Source organism: Sphingomonas sp. UYP23, assembly GCF_054059235.1.
The window spans coordinates 226,676-242,308 of sequence record NZ_JBSSBX010000002.1; the positions used below are offsets into that span (position 1 = coordinate 226,676).

Here is a 15,633-nt window from a genome sequence, read left to right on the forward strand (position 1 = left end):
TTCACGTCGCGGACGTGAAAAGGTCTTTGTAGCGGTTGCGCAGTTCAGCCTTTTGGACCTTACCCATCGCGTTGCGCGGGAGTTCATCCACGACGATCACCGTTTTCGGGCGTTTGAACGCCGCCAGTTGGGTCGCGAGCGCGCCGATGATCGCTTTCGGCTCGATCTCCTTCCCTGGCGTCTGGGCGACAATCGCGACGACGCCTTCGCCGAAGTCGCGGTGCGGAACACCAATCACGGCGCTTTCCGCAACGCCATCCAGCGCGTCGATCGCCAATTCGATTTCCTTGGGGTAAACGTTGTACCCTCCCGAAATGATAAGATCCTTCGTCCTACCGACGATCTGTATCACACCGTTTTGGTCCTGCGTCGCGACGTCGCCTGTGATGAAGAAGCCGTCGTCGGTGTGGTCTTGAGCCGTCTTTTCGGGATTACGCCAGTAGCCGGCGAATAGGTTCGGTCCGCTAATTTCAAGCACGCCCGGTTCTCCGGGCGCCGCCAATTCCCCGCCGTCGACGACGACGCGGACCGAGACGCCAGGCAAGGCATGTCCAACGCTGCCTGGGATCCGGGGGCCGTCATAGGGATTGGAGGTGATCATGAGGGCCTCGGTCATGCCGTAGCGCTCGAGGATGGCTTGACCGGTGCGCTGCTTGAACTCCGCAAAAGTCGTGTCGAGCAGCGGGGCGGATCCGCTGATGAACACGCGAACTCGGCTGCAAAGGCCTCCATCGAAGGCCGGCTCCGCTAGCAGTCGCATATAGAAGGTCGGCACGCCCATGAAGACCGTGGCCGAGGGTAGATCACGCATCACCGCAGCCGCATCGAAACGCTCGTGAAAGAGGATAGGGGAGGCGCCTTGCATCGCGCAATGCAGTGCTACAAAAAGTCCGTGCGCGTGAAAGATCGGCAGTGCGTGCAAAAGCACGTCGTTTTCGCGCCATTGCCATGCATCCTTGAGGACCATGACGTTCGATGCTAGGTTCCCATGGGCCAGCACCGCGCCTTTCGACCGTCCTGTGGTCCCGGAAGTGTAGAGAATCGCGGCAGGGTCGCCCGCGGCCGCTGCGACGGTCGAAAACCCATCATCGAAGGAAGCCCACGGGGCCGCCTGAAGGCTGCCGGGCAGCAACACCCGCCCTCCTTCAAAGATGACGGTCGCGCCTGCTACCTTCGGGCTTGCCACCAGGACGACCGGCTCCGCGTCGCCGAGGAAGTACTCGAGCTCACTTTCCTGGTACGCGGTGTTGAGCGGAATAAAGACGGCGCCCGCTCGCAAACACGCCAGATAGAGGATCACCGCGGCGGGAGACTTGTGCGTCTGAACCAGGACGCGCTCACCGCGCCCTGCGCCCAGAGAACCGAGCCATGCCGCGGCACGCGCCGTTTCGGCAAGCATTTCTCCATACGTCAAAATCGTCTGGCCATCGACGATGAGGAACGCCCCGCCATCATGGGCGGCCGCTGCGGCCTCGAACAAGGCAAAGACGTTTTCGTTGGCTTGCTGGCTGGCCGAAGGCCGCAGTTCGCTCATCGTGGGATCACTCCTCATATTGAAACTGAAAGCTGAGCCGATCTGCCTGGAGCGGCGATACTATTTCGCGAACGAAGGCCTTGTGGCGCGGATCGGCTTGATAAACGTCCCACGCGACGCGATCGGCGAACGTCCCGACGAGCGCATAGTCACCGCGACCTTCGCGGATGCCGAGGTCAGCCCCGTGTCTGATCGTTCCCATGTCGGATAGGTCGAGAGACAATTGGTCGAGGTCTCTACGAAAGGTTGCTATCTGCTCGGCCGAAACGCCGTGCAGCCACGTGAAGATCACGATATGCGTGAACATGAGATCCTCTCCTGGCGCTGTTCGCTTCTATTCTCGTCATGTCGACAAAGACAATGCGGAAAGTGAGGACTATCTCATTATGAGAGGTCCGTCAACAATTTGCGCTGGCGCGGCCCTTGAGGTAACGGCAAGCGATGCAGACCCAATCTCAAAGAACGTCGTCGAACAATGCCAAGCGGGCGCGCACCCGGGCGCGCCTGACCGACGCGGCTTTGCGTCTCATGTCCGAGCGCGGAATCAACGCCACGTCCGTAAGCGAGATTGCGGCCGAGGCCGAACTGGCGAATGGGACCTTTTACCTTTATTTCCAGGATAAGGCGGACATCGTTGCAGCAGTCTGTCAAGCGGTCACGCGAGCAATGCATGACGACATGAGCAGTGCTCGACTTCTGCTGGAGGATGGCGCGGCGCGGGTCGCTTTTGGAACTCAGCAATTTATCGAAGTGGCCGCAGCCGAGCCGGTGTGGGGGCGATTGCTGGTATCCGCTTTTACCGAGTTCGAAGCCTTCAAAGAGGACGTCGCGCATTACATGCGCCTCGACGTGGCCCTGGGGATCGAGCAGGGCCGCTTCAGCGAGCCGCTTGACGAGTTCGTGATCGACGCTCACCTCGCCATCCTTCGTGCTGGCGTCATCGCCCGTTTGGACGGAGCAGGTAGTGACGTCTCGGCGCGGGCCGCGGAGTACCAGCTCAGAATTCTGGGAATGAGTGTTGCGGAGGCGCGGCGCGTGCGTTGCGCGAACGAGCGCAAGACCGACGCCGCCTCGCGCTAAGGAAGAGTGCGGCTTTTATAGTACTTATTCCATCGGCGAGCGGAGACAGGCAATGAACTTCTCGATCGCAAGGCTCCTGTCACGGCGCGCGGCGACTTGGATCGCGCGAATAGCGCTGACCTTCCCGTTTTGGAGTAGCGGTTTTGACAAGCTGATAAACTTTTCCGGCGGTATGGCGGAGATGACCCACTTTGGATTTGAGCCTGCGGTCGCCTTCAACATCGCGACCATCGTCGTCCAGATTGGAGGCTCATTGCTTATCGTTGCCAACCGGCTAGCCTGGTTGGGCGCGGGGGCTCTGGCCATCTTCACGGGTCTCACTATCCTCCTCGTGCACCGCTTCTGGGCAATTCCGATCGAGCCGTTTCGAACGATCGCATTCTACACGGCCACCGAGCACATTGGCATGGTCGGCGGTCTGCTCGCGATTGCAGTTCTGTCGACTCGGAATCGGACTGTCCCAGTACCGCAATCAATTAGGAGAACATGAATCGGGCATGTGGACCGGCGCCGAAAACGGGACCCCGCCTTGAACAACGCAACTACCTGTATTTCTTCGGAAAGTACGTGATGAAGGAGTCCCGATAGGCGCCGGTCGGGACCCTAGGTTTGCAAAACCTCGACGCATATTTAATAACTTGACGGAGCCCTGCCGGGGTCCCGTTTTCGGCGTCGATCCACACCCAAGATTGCCGATACGATCGATAGGCTGTGCTACGATGGAGCAAATCGGCAGCCAAAGTTCATTGTGCCGACGATACAAGACGCGCTTGACCTGGGTCTGCCCGTTCAAGGCCTAGCGCTGGCGTCGGCTTTGTGGTGCCGTTACTGCACGGGAACACGCGATGATGGCAGCGACATCGTACCCAATGATCCTCAGTGGGGAGCGCTGAACGAAGCCGCGCTCGCTGCCCGTTTCGAGCCGAATCGGTGGCTTGACCAACGAAGCATATACGGCAACGTCATAGGCAATACCCGATTCCAAACGGCGTTCGCCGATGCTCTCGATCGTATATACCAGCAAGGTGTAGCAGAAACTCTTAGGGCGTTTACAGAATCTTCCTGAGAAATATGTTTAACAATTTGGGGGGATCAAAAACCCCGAGCGAGTGTAAGAGACCCCTTTGGGCGGGGTACGCCGGACTTTGGTCGAACAGAAGCTTGATGGATATGAGCCGAGGTCGCGGCTTGGACGCGCTATCGTGCTCCACCAACTTCGTATCATGACTTGCTGAATCTAATATTGGCGATGGGGTCACTCTAGGTAACCCCATCGCCAGCGAGCGCGTACATTTTGGATACAGCCGCCGGGTGTCAAATATCACATGCCGTCCAGCTTGGTCATCGCCTCGTGCGGCAGCTCGATTTCGGCCGCCGCCAAGTTTTCGCCCAGGTGCTCGACCGAAGATGTGCCAGGGATCAGCAGGATGTTTGGTGACCGGCGTAGCAGCCACGCCAGCGCAACCTGTAATGGTGAAGCGTCCAGTGACGCCGCCACCTGCGAAAGGGTCTCGGATTGCAGCGGAGAAAACCCGCCGAGCGGAAAGAACGGCACGTAGGCGATGCCATCTTTCGCCAATGCGTTGATCAGCGCATCGTCGTCGCGGTGCGCCAAATTATACTGGTTCTGCACGCAGACGATTTCGGAAATGCCGCGACCTTCCTCAACCTGTGTCGGGGTCACATTGCTCAAACCGATATGCCGGACGAGGCCCTGCTGCTGAAGGTCCGTTACCACACGTAGCGGCGTCTCAAGCGATCCCTCGGCAGGCCCGTGTCCGGCACCGCCGCCCATCAGGCGAAGGTTCACCACATCGATAGCATCCAGACCAAGATTGGTAAGATTGTCTTCCACCGCACGGGTCAGATCATCGGCCGACATGGCCGGGTTCCAGGATCCATCTTCACCGCGTTTTGCACCGATCTTGGTAACTAAGGTCAGATCGTCGGCATAGGGGTGGAGCGCCTCGCGGATGATCTCGTTCGTGACATGGGGACCGTAGAAATCGCTGGTATCGATGTGATTTACACCAGCCTCAACGGCTGTGCGCAGAACGGCAATGGCTGCATCTCGGTCCTTGGGCGGTCCGAACACGCCCTTTCCGGCCAACTGCATAGCGCCATAGCCCATGCGCTTGACCATCTTACCGCCAAGGGCGAATGTCCCAGCTTTCGTGATGTCGACCATGCCAATCTCCTCGATTTGTTTTACGGTTTGCGTCCGAATGCCGCCGGCATACGGTTGCTGCGTCAAATCGATATAGGGCTGACATGCGAAGCGCGCTGTCTCCGAGACGAATTTTCCACGCGAGCAGTCCCGGCCGCTGTGGCACCAATGCGCTTTTATGCGCTGCGTATCGCCAATAATCCCACGATCATCACTCCGGAAAGGTGCGGAATGAAACCAGCGGTTACAATCAGGGCGGAGAGGCCCGATGACGGCCCACCAATTTCGGATGTGGTGCTTCGCGCCTAAGCGAAAGCATCATCGGCAAGGGTGCCGTCACGGCTTTCCACGATCAAAGATACATAGTCTGTGGTGTCGCGCGAATTGAATACGCGCCCGACCACGGTCCAGATTTCCCGACTGCGATCATCGCGCTTCTTCCCGACCGGCACGCCCGGATAGAGGTGGCTCCGCTTGTCTGAACAGGCTCGCGGTCTGGATAAGTGGACTACCGCGGGTTGATCATGCCGCTGCGAGAAGCGGCTGGTCGAAGTATACCTGGTCCGGTGTTCTGGCGCCAAGGGCTGAATGTGGCCGGACGCCGTTATAAAATGCGAGATATCGACCGATGCCGGCGCGGGCTTCGGGAACCGAGGCGTAGGCATTGAGGTACACCTCTTCGTATTTCACCGAGCGCCACAGGCGCTCAACAAACACGTTGTCCCGCCAGCACCCTTTGCCATCCATGCTTATTGCTATCTCTTCGCGGTGCAGGACGGCGGTGAAGGCCACACTGGTGAATTGCGAGCCTTGGTCGCTATTGAAAATGGAAGGCTTGCCGTACCGTGCGAGCGCTTCCTCCAACGCAGCGACGCAGAACGCGACATCCATCGAAATCGACACTCGCCAGGCCAGCACCCGTCGGGTGAACCAATCGACGATAGCCACCAGATAGACGAAACCGCGAGCCATTGGGATGTACGTGATATCCGTCGCCCAGACCTGGTTCGGCCGGATCACTGCCAGCTTGCGCAGCAGGTACGGATAGATCTTGTGCCCCGTCGCCGGTTTCGACGTGTTCGGACGGCGGTAGATCGCCTCGAGCCCCATTCGCTTCATCAGCGTCGCGACATGCCGTCGCCCGATGACCACGCCTTCCTGCCGGAGCAGATCGCGCAGCATCCGGCTGCCGGCGAACGGATAGAGCAGATGAAGCTCATCGATCCGCCGCATGATCAACAGGTCGGCCGGCGAGACAGGCCGCGGGAGATAGTAGATGCTGCCGCGGCTGATCTTGAGCTGCTGCGCTTGACGGGCCAGCGGCAGCTCATGGTCACGGTCGATCATCGCTTTGCGCTCGGCAACAGACCGGCCTTCCCGAGCGCACCGGCCAAAAAATCGTTCGCCAGCGTCAGCTCGCCAATCTTTGCGTGCAGCACCGTTATATCGACCGCTGGTTCGCTCGCTGCCGGCACCGCTCCGAACACGTCTGACGCCCCCTCCAGCAGCTTGGACCGCCACTGATTAATGAGGTTCGGGTGCACCTCATACTCCTGCGCCAGTTCGGCCAGCGTCTTCTCGCCTCCCACGGCAGCCAGCGCCACCTTGGCCTTGAATGCCGGGCTGTGGTTCCGGCGGGGTCGCTTGCTCATCTTGCCTCCTCTTCGCGGCCAGCATGGCCGCTCTCAGATCGGCAATCCACTTATCCCCGCTGTTCAGATTCCTAGAACCACCTCTGGATTGAGGATCATGTCGCCGATGCCGGGCACCTGGCCCGCGAAATCCTCGGGGCTGAAATCCACGCCTCCGTCGAACACCTTGCCGGCCATATCGGCCCCCGTACATTATTCGGACATGGATTCACGGTTGGCGGCAAGCACCTAATTTACCGGCGATAATTTCAGAAATGTTCGGTTTTGGAGGTAGCAAAGTAACGACGAAAACATGCGGCTTTCGACCTTTCATAAACCGATTGCGTAGGAAAAGCGTATGGCAACTGGTTTCTGGAAGGCTACCGAAATCTGTGTCCCCATAATGCATAGGGGCCTATTGCTTTGAGGACGCCGCTCCCCTGCTACGGCGAGCGAAGCAGGGCGTTACGCGAGAATTCGACCTCAGAGTGCTCTTGCAAATTCCAAACTTCGTTTATCACACGAGGCATTCCCCAGAGTACGAGGGATGTACACTGCAGCGGCTAGCTCAGGAGGAATGCGATATCATCCTCAGTTAGATGCGCTGGTGTCGCGGCGTCTTCGCTCCAGAGCGCTTCTGCCAATGCCGACTTTCGCTGCTGAAGCGCCAGAATTTTCTCCTCGATCGTTCCGGTCGCGATCATACGGTAGACGAAGACGGGCTTTTGCTGACCGATGCGATGCGCGCGGTCGATCGCCTGCGCCTCGAGGGCCGGGTTCCACCACGGGTCGTAGAGAATGACAGTGTCCGCCGCCGTGAGGTTGAGCCCGGTACCGCCCGCTTTGAGACTGACCAGTATCAATGGCACCTCCCCCGACTGGAAGCGAGCGACGGGCGTCTTGCGGTCCTTGGTCTTACCCGTGAGCTCGACCCACTCGTGTTGACGCCGGTCGAGTTCCGGCTTGATCAGATCAAGCATCGATGTGAACTGGCTGAACAGAATTATCCGGCGCCCTTCGGCGATCATCTCATCGACAAGGTCGAGCAGGCGTTCGAGCTTTGCGGACCCGGGCGACTTCGTTTCCTGGCCCGGGAGCAGCCGGGGATCGCAGCAGACCTGCCGCAATCGGGTCAACGCGGTAAGCACCATGATGTGAGACCGCATCAGCCCAACGCGCGCGATCTCTTCGCGGACGCGCTCCTGCATCAGGATACGCTGGCTCTCATGCAATGCCATCTGCGCTGCGCCAAGCGTGATGGAAAGCGGGACGACCGACTTTGCCGGTAAATCGGAAGCAACCTCGTCCTTTGTCCGTCGCAGCATGAACGGCCTGAGCTTACGTGCCAGCCGCACCTTGGCAGCCGTGTCGCCATGCTTCTCGATCGGATTGCGATAGTCGCGCACGAAATCGCGCTTGCTGCCGAGCAACCCCGGCACGACCAGTTCGAACAGCGCCCACGCATCCGTCAGCCGGTTCTCCACTGGCGTACCCGTGAGCGCGATCTTGCGGTCGGCAATCAACCCCTTGGCGGCTGCGTGGCTCGCGGTTTGTGAGTTCTTCAACATATGCGCTTCGTCGAAGACAACGAGACCGAAGCTTTCTTTTGCGAACATCGCGGCATCGCGCACCAGCAGGGGATAGCTGGTCAACACGATATCGTGCCCAGCAATGGTCTCATGGTGATCATGGCGATCGGGACCGTGGGAGAGAAGCGACGAAAGCACCGGCGCAAAGCGCTCGATCTCAGCCTGCCAGTTGGGCAACACCGATGTTGGCGCCACGATCAGGACCGGCTTCTCGAGTGAACCGCCTGCTCTTTGCGCTGCGATGTGCGCCAGCGTTTGCACGGTCTTGCCGAGACCCATATCGTCGGCGAGCAGACCGCCAAGCCCGGCGCGCGCGAGCGCCTCGAGCCAGTCGAGCCCGGTTTGCTGATAGGGCCATAGCGTCGCCTCGAAACCGTCCGGAAGCTGCGTCTCAGCAAGCCGAAGCTGTGTTAGTTCCCGTGCGAGGCGCCGCAGCTGGTCACCCCCAGCCCACCGCAAGTTTGGGGTCGTGGCCTCGATCTCGCCGAGCAAACCAAGGTCCAACGGGGAGAAGCCCGGCCGCCCCTTCGAAGCCCCCGATCCATCGTTAGCCGCGAGCATGAGCAAGGCACGCAGCAATGGCAGCACACGAGCTGCCTCGACCGTCACGACTTTGCCATTACCGAGAGCAACCGGAAACAGCCGGTCCATACCGGCCATTTCCTGTTCGATCGTTTCAAGATCGTTCACATCGATCGTTGTGAGCAACCGGCGGAGCGCCGGCACGAGATCGATCCGTGCTCCGTCGATTGTCGCACCGAGTTCGATGTCGAACCAGTCGATGCCCGACGGGACGACATCGACGGAAAGGCTGTCCGGCTCGGCGGCAACGATACGAAGCGGGAAATCGGGTGCAACCTCGATACGCCAGCCTTCGGTTCGCAACATCTCCGCGTCGTCGAGCAGGAACGATGTGAAGTCTTGGGCTGTCGCTGGCAATTCGGGCGCATAATCCCAATCCTGCCGAGGAGCGGGATCGAGATCATCGAACTCGACCAGCGGGATCAGGCCCGTGTGAAGCAAGCGCGCCAGCCCCGCAAACTCGGCCTCAGGATCGCGAGTGAAGCGGACAAGCCCCTGCTCGCCTCGGACCATCAGAGAGCCTTCGGCGGTCGCGGCGTCGATGATCGTTCCGGCATAGTCGAAACCGAGCCGAGCGACTGCGCACGCGACGCGCATCTTGCTCGCATAGCGATGGCGCCGGTTATAGTGATCCTCCAGCTCGACCTGGTCCATGCGTAGCGACAAAATCGGTGTCGGCGTGAGTATGCCGAGATCGCGAACCTCCGGCACTGTGGGAGCGGGTACGCTGGGCGGAGCGAATTCGTGCCAGCGTTCCGCCAGCGCCGCCACGGCGCCAGCGTCAATCGGGGGCAGCCGTAGCAATTGCTCGGCCATCGCGGGTGAGACGCTGAGGTCGAGCGGTGCGACGGCACCAGTTACGGTGTCGATGCAAACCGGCGGACTGAGCAGCACCACAGCGCAGTGCGGCAAGATGCCTTCGACCACCAGTCTGGTCCTGCCGAGATCGTCATCCGCCCAGCCAAGCTTAGCCTCTATCGGGAGCAGCCGATGGAGGGCTGGACCATGCACCGATGCCCATCGCGCGCGGCCGGTCACGAGGAGCCGGTCGAACAGGTCAGCGCCACCGACACCTGTCAGGCAACCCTCAAAATCACAGTCTCCTACGCGCATCTGCAAGCGCCGGACGAGGAGCAGATCCTCGTCGGTCATGTGCTCCGACCTGTGAGGCGTTCCGTGCCATCCTGCGGCCTGTACCTTTTTCCCGGTCCCGGCGGGTTTGCCGCCTGCGTCCACGGCGACCTCGACGGCTTCGGCGATCAAGCGCACCGGGCCTCCGGGTGGCGCCAGAGACGCGAGGGTCCGCTTCTTTGAGAGCCGCATTCCTCCAACGGCCGCCTGAGCCCGGAGGACATAGAGGATTTCCGCCGAGGGGATTGCTTGCCGACCTCCCGATCGCTCGGCCAACGGCCGCATCGCTGCCGCCCACTGCGTCAATGCCGGTGGAAGCGGCATGACGGTCGGGGACGTTCGCTCTAATATTGTTGGGAGGTGGGTCGCTGCACGACTCGGCGGCGTGTCAGCTGTCGTGCCTTTGAGGCTCTGCTTTGCGGCGAACATCGCGGCCGCCGCATGTTTGCAGCCCATTCCGACTGGGCAACTGCATGTGGTTGCGATTGCGGTTCCTGATCCGAACTGCATTTCGACCTTATACGGCGTTCGCGACGTTCCGTTCACTGTGGCCCGGATTATACCGGCCCCTTGATCCAACTCCAATCGAGTGACCATCCCCCTTTGCCAATAGTCGCGCCCCGCGCTGACCATGCGCAACGTCTGAACGGCGCGGTTGAGGACGGCATTGGTGATCTCCGGTATCATATCTTAATTGCTAGATTAAAAGACGCCCCGCTGCCATCCTCTGGGCAATCACCGTGCCGCTATCGCCACGCATTTTGCGAGAGTAAGCGCCGCAGGCCCCGGCCGTGTTCGACACAAGAACACGTTGCAGCGACCGACAGCGCGACCTTGAGTCTCAGATCCACCCCTGCATCGTCGGTAGCCATACCGTTCAAGCGAGCAATGGCGGCCACATACATCTCCATGGCCATTCTCCATCGGCCAGATTGGCCATCTGAAGAACGTTTGCCCGACTGAGAAGCGGAGGCCCTTTGACGCCTGCCGACCAAACCCGGTTCCACCACCACTGCCTGTTAAAGGCCTACTCGTACAGAAGCAGTCATTCCTTTAGCGCCTGTCATGCGGTCTGCCTCGACCCTTTGAGGGGATGCGTTTCCCCATTATATTCATTTCAGGCCCGCTAAGGCGGTACCACGCGTTGGGAAGCCGTTGTCCATTACGAATTTGAGCCCGTTCAGCACCATCTGCAAATCCGGACGGGCAAACGCCGCGTTGGAGATGTCGATCAGATGCGCCTCGCCCGCAGGATTGATTCCGAACATTCCCGGCTCGGAGAACGCCCGGTCGGTTTCCTCCGGCGAACGTGGGCTGGACACGTAAAGGCCGAGCGTGCGCATCTGGTCTGGCTGAAGGTTGTAGCCGACCGGGAACGACCAACCTTCCTCCGTCGCTTCGGCTTCCGCCTTCTCACGTGGATCAGCAGATGTCGCATAGACCTTGATGCCGGCGTCTGCGAAGTCACCAAGCATGCCGTTCAGCGTTTTCAGATATTGGCGGCAAATTGGACAATGCTTACCCCGATACACGATCAGGAGACGCCATCCCCCATCAGCCATGGGGTCGATTCGGCCTCCCCCGAGCGCGTCCCAGGACAAGGCAGGAAAAGGTGAGGCGGCAGTCAGTTTTTCGGACATGATCGTGTTTCCTCAAGCGTCAGCAAGGCGGGCGTTTTGCGGGAACATGACCTTGCGCGACTCTTCATCCATCTCTTGTTTGAATGCATATTTGGAGGCGAGCGCGGCGGCGCGTTCGGCGGCGGGACGAGCGCTGATCTCGTCGACAAGGCGCTTGACGTTGGGATAGCGGTCCCACGCTCCTTCACCAAAGATGAAAGGGATTGCCCGCGCCCAGCCCCAGACCGACATGTCGACGATCGAATAGGTGTCACCGACCATATAGCGGCCCTTGCCGAGCTGCGCCTCGATCAGGCCCCAATGGCGCTCCGCCTCGTACATATAGCGGTTGACTGCATAGTCCTTAGGCTCGGGGGCGAAGTGCTTAAAATGGACCGCTTGACCGCCATAAGGGCCGATACCGGTGGCGATCAGCATCAGCCACGACAGCATCTGCGCTTTGTCCGCCGGTGTCTTGTCGACGAGGAACTTGCCGGTCTTGTCCGCCAGATAGAGCAGGATCGCGGTCGAATCGAACAGGCTCGCGTCGCCGTCGGTCATTGCCGGCGTCTTGCCGTTTGGGTTGATCGCGAGGAAGGCAGGATCGAATTGATCGCCTTTCCGCGTGTCGATCGGCACGATCTCGTAATCTAGCCCCGCTTCCTCGAGGAAGAGCGCAACCTTCGCCGGATTGGGCGAGGGGTGGTAATAGAATTTGATCATGGTTGCGCTCCTATAATGTGGGTTCGGGTTGTCAGAATTTCTCGGTCCACGGCCGCACCTCGAGCTTGTGCGTCCATGCGCTGCGCGACTGGCCGGCAACGTGTAGATAGGTGTCCGCGATTGCGTCCGGTTCGAGATGGCTACCGGGCTTGTCGGCAGGATCGGGGTTGGACGCGCTGCGGATCGCGCCGTCGATGACGATATGCGCGACATGTACGCCGCGCGGTCCAAGCTCGCGTGCCATGCTTTTCGCCAGACCGCGCAGCGCGAATTTGCCCATCGCAAACGGCGCTGACTGGGCATAACCCTTCACACTCGCCGAGGCACCGGTGAACAGGATCACGCCCGACCCGCGCTCGACCATTGCCCGTGCCGCCTGCTGCCCAACCAGAAAGCCGCCGAAGGCGGTGACGGCTAGCGCGCGTTCGACCGCTGCCGGGTCGAGCTCGAACAGCGGGCCACGTACGCGACCGCTCGCGTTGTAGATCACCAGTTCGGGCACACCAATCGAGGAGCCGACTTCTTCGAACAGGCGCGCAACGTCAGCCGCATCGGACGCGTCGCAGGTAAATGACTTTGCGCCGGTTTCGCTCGTCAAGCCGGAGAGTTTACCGGTATCGCGCGCAGCGAGCGCGACCTGCAGCCCCGCGCCAGCCAGCTTGCGCGTCAGTGAGGCGCTTAGGCCTTCTCCCGCGCCGACGATGAGAGCCGTCTTCATCTCCTCAAGCGGCATAAACCTCTCCCACGACCGGAACGGGCGGCACGACCCTTAGTGGCTCATTCTGTAACGATCGGTCAAGCATGTTCACTGTCGTCTCATCGTGATAAGGAACCGGCATGACAGGCGTGAGGCAGTTCGACAGAGAAGATGTGCTCGACCGCGCCGCACGGCTATTCTGGCGCGACGGCTTCGAGGCGACGTCGATTCAAGACCTTGAGGCCGCCACCGGGCTCGGTCGTGGTAGTCTCTACAATGCGTTCGGCGACAAGGCGTCGTTGTTCCGCGCTGTGCTGGCGCATTATGCCGAGACGGAAGGTGCCCCGCCGCTGGGTCATCTCGCAGACGCCAATGTGTTCGCCGGCCTGTCGCGGATGCTCTACGAAATCGCCGCCCGGATGGACTTGCCGGGGCGGCCGCGAGGCTGCCTGATTACCAACACCTGCGTCAATGGCGGCGGTGGCGCACCGACCGACGCGCAGATCGAAGCGGGCGTCCGCGCGATGGAAGCCGCGTTCGAAACGGCGTTCATCCGCGCTCAAGAAAATGGTCAGCTCACTGGAGAGGCAGAGCCGCGCTGGCTGGCGCGCTTCTATTGCGCGGTCGTCCAAAGCCTAGGTGTCATGCACCGCGCAATTGGTGACCAAGCTCGGCTCGGCGATATCGTCGCGGTCGCTCTCACTGCCTGGCCGGGAGATGAGTAACATAGTGACGAAGCGTCAGCTGTTCCACTTCGCGTAGATCCAAGCCTGATAGACCGCTCTCGACCAGAGCCGGTCATTCAAATCACCTTTGGTGAACGTCCGCTGCTGACGGAAGCTGCCGATCAGGCGGCGCGGAGCGGCCGGTCGGCATTGCCCCCAGTATCGCCGCTCCCATAACGTATTTGCGGTCCAAGAAGCTGTCGTCATCAGCGGGCTCTCGATACTAACGGAGCTTCCGCTCAATCAGCTTTGGTCTCCCAGGCCATCGGTCTAAGGGTGTCACGAGGGATACGCATTTGAGAATTGCGATTGTCGATGAAAGTGCTGCGCGCGCGGCCGTGATCGAGGAAGGCCTGCGCGATGCGGGCCTGAGCGACGTCACGGTCTTTATCGATCGTCGCGGTATCGCCGTGTGGCTAGAGGCGTTGTCGCCGGATGTAGTGTTGATCAACCTCGCCAATCCGCACCGCGACGAGCTCGAAGAACTGTTCGCCCTATCTAAAGCTATGGCGCGGCCTGTCGCGATGTTCGTCGACCAGAGCGACGTCGCCGGGATCGAGGCAGCGATTGATGCGGGCGTCTCGGCCTATGTCGTGGACGGGCTCAAAAAGGAGCGGATCCGCCCCATCCTCGAACTCGCGATCCGCCGCTTTCGCGCTTACTCGCGGTTGCGGACTGAACTCGACGAAGCGCGCAGCGCGCTTGCCGAGCGCAAGGCGATCGACGAGGCCAAGGCGCTGCTGATGAAGAAGCGCGGGATCGACGAGCCCGCAGCGTACGCCGCGCTGCGCAAGGCGGCGATGGATAGCGGGCGGCGGATCGGCGACGTCGCCGATGCGATCGTCACTGCGAACCGGCTGATGGGGGACCTATGACGACCACGCCGTTCCGCATCGGCTTCCTGCCGCTGGTCGACGCCGCCTTGCCGATCCTCGCGCGCGAACTGGGCTTCGCCGAGGCCGAGGGGATTGCGCTCGATTTGGTGCGCGACATGAGCTGGGCGACGGTCAACGACCGGTTGCTCTATGGCCATAGCGATGCCGCGCATCTGCTCGCGCCGCTGGCGATCGCGACGACCCTGGGGCTCGGGCGACCGGCGACGCCACTGTCGGTGCCGTTCGTGCTCGGGCTCAACGGCAATGCTATCACGCTGCGGCCCGATCTCGCGGCGCAGGTCACGACGGTCGGCGCCCCGGGGGACATTGCGGCGATCGGCGCGCAGCTGGCCGAAGTGGCGCGCGCGGCGCGCGATGCGGGCAACCCGCTGCGCTTCGGCGTGGTGCATCGCTATTCGAGCCACAATTACATGCTGCGATACTGGCTGATCGGCTGCGGGATCGATCCCGATCGGGATGTCGCGATCGTCACCGTCGCGCCGCCTTTCGCCGCCGACGCGCTCGCCGCAGGCGAGATTGAAGGGATCTGCGTCGGCGAGCCGTGGAACAGCGTTGCGGTCGATCGCGGCGTCGGGGTAATTGTCGCGGTGACCTCGCAAATCTGGCTGCGCGGCGTCGAGAAGGTGCTGGCGATGCGCACCGCGCGGATGGACGAGGATCCCGACCTCACGCATCGCCTGCTGCGCGCGCTGTATCGTGCGGGCGTCGCTTTCGTGGATCCGGCGCGGCGAGAGGAGATTGCCACGATCCTGGCCAGCCCCGACTATCTCGACGGATCGGCCACGCTGATCGGCCACGCCATTTCGGACCGCATCGTCTTTGCGCAGGGCGCCGAGCCGATCGAGGTACCCGATTTCATGTTTCAGCATCGCGAGGCGGCCAATTTTCCGTGGGTCAGCCAGGCGGCCTGGCTCTATGCGCAAATGGGCATCGCTGGCCAGGCGACCCCGAACCCGGCCGATTATGAAGCAGCGCAACGCGTCTTCCGGCCCGACGTCTACCGCGCCGCGCTGCGACCGCTCGGCGTGCCGCTTCCGGGGGCGAGCTCGAAGCTTGAGGGCGGGATCGCCGGGTCGCTCGGCGTTGGCACCACGCAGGGGCGCTTGATCCTCGGCGCGGACCGATTCTTCGATGCGCGCAGCTTCGATCCTGCCGACCTCACGGGTTATCTGGGCGGATTCGAAGTATAATCGGCCGCCCCGCAGAAAAATTGTTGCGTTGCGGCGCGAATCGCGGCAGTTTTAGGGCATCGTCGAGTC

Annotated in this window: 14 protein-coding genes; 6 read left to right on the forward strand and 8 right to left on the reverse strand. The window is 61.2% G+C overall.

Annotated features, from left to right (window positions below):
- Position 1: 1 nt before the first annotated feature.
- Both ACVWYO_RS24060 and ACVWYO_RS24065 read right to left on the reverse strand, forming a co-directional pair.
- On the reverse strand, positions 2 to 1,534 hold the full coding sequence (locus ACVWYO_RS24060) for an AMP-binding protein (protein WP_457355514.1): 1,533 nt from the start codon (positions 1,532 to 1,534) through the stop codon (positions 2 to 4).
- Between the two features lie 7 nt (positions 1,535 to 1,541).
- Complete coding sequence (locus tag ACVWYO_RS24065) at positions 1,542 to 1,841, reverse strand: Dabb family protein (protein ID WP_457355516.1); 300 nt, start codon at positions 1,839 to 1,841, stop codon at positions 1,542 to 1,544.
- Between the two features lie 134 nt (positions 1,842 to 1,975).
- On the opposite strand from ACVWYO_RS24065, the gene ACVWYO_RS24070 reads away from it, so the two are divergent.
- From ACVWYO_RS24070 to ACVWYO_RS24080, 3 genes are all read left to right on the forward strand, one after another.
- Positions 1,976 to 2,614, forward strand: a complete 639-nt coding sequence (locus ACVWYO_RS24070) for a TetR/AcrR family transcriptional regulator (RefSeq protein ID WP_457355518.1) — start codon at positions 1,976 to 1,978, stop codon at positions 2,612 to 2,614.
- 52 nt (positions 2,615 to 2,666) lie between these two features.
- Positions 2,667 to 3,104 (forward strand): DoxX family protein, encoded by a 438-nt coding sequence (locus ACVWYO_RS24075; protein ID WP_457355520.1) that lies wholly within the window; start codon positions 2,667 to 2,669, stop codon positions 3,102 to 3,104.
- Between the two features lie 159 nt (positions 3,105 to 3,263).
- On the forward strand, positions 3,264 to 3,680 hold the full coding sequence (locus tag ACVWYO_RS24080) for a mannitol dehydrogenase family protein (RefSeq protein ID WP_457355595.1): 417 nt from the start codon (positions 3,264 to 3,266) through the stop codon (positions 3,678 to 3,680).
- A 255-nt stretch (positions 3,681 to 3,935) separates the two neighbouring features.
- Here the strand turns inward: ACVWYO_RS24080 and ACVWYO_RS24085 are convergent, their stop codons facing one another.
- From ACVWYO_RS24085 to ACVWYO_RS24110, 6 genes are all read right to left on the reverse strand, one after another.
- Positions 3,936 to 4,802, reverse strand: coding sequence for an aldo/keto reductase family oxidoreductase (locus ACVWYO_RS24085; protein WP_457355522.1), 867 nt, complete (start codon positions 4,800 to 4,802; stop codon positions 3,936 to 3,938).
- Between the two features lie 501 nt (positions 4,803 to 5,303).
- A protein-coding gene (locus ACVWYO_RS24090; RefSeq protein WP_457349017.1) for an IS3 family transposase occupies positions 5,304 to 6,433 on the reverse strand; the annotation gives its coding sequence in 2 pieces (ribosomal slippage) (positions 5,304 to 6,172 and positions 6,172 to 6,433; 1,131 coding nt in all).
- Between the two features lie 542 nt (positions 6,434 to 6,975).
- Positions 6,976 to 9,735 (reverse strand): DEAD/DEAH box helicase, encoded by a 2,760-nt coding sequence (locus tag ACVWYO_RS24095; protein ID WP_457355524.1) that lies wholly within the window; start codon positions 9,733 to 9,735, stop codon positions 6,976 to 6,978.
- A gap of 1,091 nt (positions 9,736 to 10,826) precedes the next feature.
- Complete coding sequence (locus ACVWYO_RS24100) at positions 10,827 to 11,354, reverse strand: redoxin domain-containing protein (RefSeq protein WP_457355526.1); 528 nt, start codon at positions 11,352 to 11,354, stop codon at positions 10,827 to 10,829.
- 12 nt (positions 11,355 to 11,366) lie between these two features.
- Complete coding sequence (locus ACVWYO_RS24105) at positions 11,367 to 12,056, reverse strand: glutathione S-transferase family protein (protein ID WP_457355528.1); 690 nt, start codon at positions 12,054 to 12,056, stop codon at positions 11,367 to 11,369.
- 31 nt (positions 12,057 to 12,087) lie between these two features.
- Positions 12,088 to 12,774: an SDR family NAD(P)-dependent oxidoreductase gene (locus ACVWYO_RS24110; protein ID WP_457355530.1), complete on the reverse strand. Its 687-nt coding sequence runs from the start codon at positions 12,772 to 12,774 to the stop codon at positions 12,088 to 12,090.
- Between the two features lie 119 nt (positions 12,775 to 12,893).
- Between ACVWYO_RS24110 and ACVWYO_RS24115 the strand changes: the two genes are divergently transcribed.
- From ACVWYO_RS24115 to ACVWYO_RS24125, 3 genes are all read left to right on the forward strand, one after another.
- Positions 12,894 to 13,478 carry a TetR/AcrR family transcriptional regulator gene (locus ACVWYO_RS24115; RefSeq protein ID WP_457355532.1) on the forward strand — a complete coding sequence of 195 codons (585 nt, stop codon included), beginning with the start codon at positions 12,894 to 12,896 and terminating at the stop codon, positions 13,476 to 13,478.
- A 296-nt stretch (positions 13,479 to 13,774) separates the two neighbouring features.
- A complete protein-coding gene (locus tag ACVWYO_RS24120) occupies positions 13,775 to 14,353 on the forward strand; it encodes an ANTAR domain-containing response regulator (RefSeq protein WP_457355534.1) in 579 nt (192 codons plus the stop codon).
- On the forward strand, positions 14,350 to 15,564 hold the full coding sequence (locus ACVWYO_RS24125; protein ID WP_457355536.1) for a CmpA/NrtA family ABC transporter substrate-binding protein: 1,215 nt from the start codon (positions 14,350 to 14,352) through the stop codon (positions 15,562 to 15,564). Before ACVWYO_RS24120 ends, ACVWYO_RS24125 begins: the two co-directional genes overlap by 4 nt.
- Positions 15,565 to 15,633: the final 69 nt, after the last annotated feature.